The organism is Streptomyces apricus (assembly GCF_008369065.1).
GTDB classification, from domain to species: domain Bacteria; phylum Actinomycetota; class Actinomycetes; order Streptomycetales; family Streptomycetaceae; genus Streptomyces; species Streptomyces apricus.
Genome location: NZ_VDFC01000162.1, coordinates 1 through 2,357 on the forward strand (window position 1 = coordinate 1; position 2,357 = coordinate 2,357).

The window sequence follows — 2,357 nt, forward strand, 5'->3', positions numbered from 1 at the left end:
GTATGGGGGCGGGCGCCGCCGGGCAGGACGGCTGGCCGGGGGCTCATCGGTGGGCCTCCGCCCCGGCCGGGGTGCGGCCCATGGGCAGGTGCGCGCCGCGGCCCGGCGCAGGGGTGCGGCCCTTGGGCAGGTGCGCGCCGCAGTGCGGCGCGGGCGGCCGGTGGGCGGCGCAGCGGATGCCGGCGGCCGCGGCACGGATCTTCGAGAGCTGCATGGTGTGGTGGTTCCTCCCCGTTGGCTGCCCGGGCTCCCGTAGGCACCAGGCGTGTTCGGTGTGCCGGGCGGCAGGAGATCCACCGGGCCGGCGGGCGTGCCGCGGGGGCACGCCGCACGGCAGGGKGCGGAAGATCTCGTCGCCGGCTGCGAGAGGACGGGCGCAGGACGCGGACACGCCGGCGCGGAGGGCCGCGCGGAGCGTGCGGACGCTCCCGGCAGGGCCGATCCGTTCCTCGCGTGCGCCGTGACGTGCAGCTTCAGCAGGTGCACCGAAGCTCCCCTCAACGGTCACAACAACCTCGGTGAAAAAAATACCAGCGAGTGGGTTTTTTATCGACCCCCTGGGCCGCCCCGCTTCGGACCGGCGCCGCGGGCGGCGGGAGGTGCCGCTCCCGCAGCTGCGCCCCGGGGGATTGCGACGCAGCTGCGGGAGGCCCGGCCGGCCGGCCGGGACAGGCAAAAGGCCTGTCCGGGACGGGTGCGCGGCGGCCCGGAAGCCGCACGGGCGCCGCCGTGCCCGCCAGGCGGGCGGCGGCGCGGGCGGCGGGCCGCCGGCCGTCCTGCGGCCGGGGCTGCCGACAGAAAAGCATACCCAGCTCGCTGTTTTCAAGCCGAAATGGCCGCTCCGCTCCCCCGTCCGTCCGCCCCGGCCGTCTTCGCCGTCCCTCTTCACGGGCGGGCGGCGCCGGTGGTGGCCAGGCGTTTCCGGCCCGCTCGGGGGCGCGCCGACGGTGGCGATCGCGAAGATACCGCTATGCTGGTTTTATAGGATCAAGGTGCAGTCCTCTACTTAAGGAGCACCCGTGCCCAAGCAGGAACGTGCCGTTCGCACGCGCCACTCACTCATCTGCGCGGCAGCTGAGGCGTTCGAGCGGTACGGATACGTTCAGGCGAAGCTGTCGGACATCAGCGCCAGCGCGGGGGTGAGCCCGGGGGCGCTGCACTTCCACTTCAAGAGCAAGGCCGCCATGGCCGCCACCGTCGAGGCGTCGGCCGGGGCGGCCCTGCGCCGCGAGGCGCAGCTCGCCCAGCGGCCGGGGGTCAACGCGCTGCAGCGGCTGACCGACACCTCGCACGCCCTGGCCGGGCGGCTGCGGGGGGACGTGGTGGCCCGCGCGGGCTACAAGCTGAGCAACGAGGCCCCGCGCGGGGCGGGGCCCACGCTCCACCAGGAGTGGCAGGGGTGCGTGCGCCGGCTGCTGGCGCAGGCCTTCGAAGAGGCGCTGCTGATCGAGGGGACCGAGCACGCCGTGGTGGGCGACGGCATCGTCGCGGCCACCACGGGCTTCGAGCTGCTGGGGCGGGAGGACGCCGCCTGGCTGTCGGCCGCGACGCTGACCGCGTTCTGGCGGCTGCTGCTGCCCTCCATCGCGCGCCCCGAGACCCTGCGCGCGCTGCACCCCGGGGACCGGGCGGTGCGCGCCGGGCGGGAACGCTCGCCCATCGGGTGAGACGCGCCCGTCGGGTCAGGCGCGCCCATCGGGTGAGGCGCGCCCGTCGGGTGAAACGCGCCCCTGTCAGCCGGCGGGCGGCTGCGGGGCGCCGCGGTCCGGCGTGCCGGAGGGCACCAGCGGCGCCCGGCCGTGCGCCACCAGCGCGGGCAGCAGCAGGCTCCACAGCAGGGTGACGACGTCCGCCCGGCGGGCGGGGGCCTCCCGTTCCAGGGCGCCCAGGCCCAGGGTGAGGGCCACCAGGGTGGCGGTGACCGTCTCCGCGGGCGCGTCCTGGCGCAGCGCCCCCTCGCGCCGGGCCCGCTCCAGCGTCTGCGCCACCCAGCGCGCCCACAGCCGGCGCGAGCCGGCCGGCACCCCGAAACGGTCCAGGTGGGGGGTGGCGCCGAAGCCCACCCGCAGCACCACGTCCTCGGCCAGCGCCTGGACCAGGCCGTGCGTCGCGTCGATCAGGAACTGCAGCGAGCCGCCGCCGGCCGGCAGCGGGCGGGGGGCGGTGATCCGGGTGAGGCGTCCCTCGGCCGCCGCGGCGACCGCCCGGGCCAGCGCGGCCTTGCTGGCGAAGTGGTGGTGCAGCGCCCCGTTGCTCACCCCGGCGCGCGCGCTGATCGCGGACAGCGAGGCGCGGGCGAAGCCCTGCTCGTCGAAGGTCTGGGCGGCGGACTCGATCAGGACCTCGCGCGTACGCAC

General features: G+C 76.7%; 3 protein-coding genes. 1 reads left to right on the forward strand and 2 read right to left on the reverse strand.

Annotated elements, in window-relative coordinates; translation table 11 throughout:
- Positions 1 to 43: 43 nt before the first annotated feature.
- The gene (locus FGF04_RS40510) at positions 44 to 214 is read right to left on the reverse strand and encodes a hypothetical protein (protein ID WP_188114420.1); all 171 of its coding nucleotides are present in this window, start codon (positions 212 to 214) and stop codon (positions 44 to 46) included.
- 805 nt (positions 215 to 1,019) lie between these two features.
- On the opposite strand from FGF04_RS40510, the gene FGF04_RS38845 reads away from it, so the two are divergent.
- The gene (locus FGF04_RS38845) at positions 1,020 to 1,667 is read left to right on the forward strand and encodes a ScbR family autoregulator-binding transcription factor (protein WP_149516101.1); all 648 of its coding nucleotides are present in this window, start codon (positions 1,020 to 1,022) and stop codon (positions 1,665 to 1,667) included.
- Between the two features lie 66 nt (positions 1,668 to 1,733).
- Here the strand turns inward: FGF04_RS38845 and FGF04_RS38850 are convergent.
- Positions 1,734 to 2,357, reverse strand: a 624-nt coding sequence (locus FGF04_RS38850; RefSeq protein ID WP_149516102.1) for a TetR/AcrR family transcriptional regulator, incomplete at its 5' end; no start/stop codon positions are given.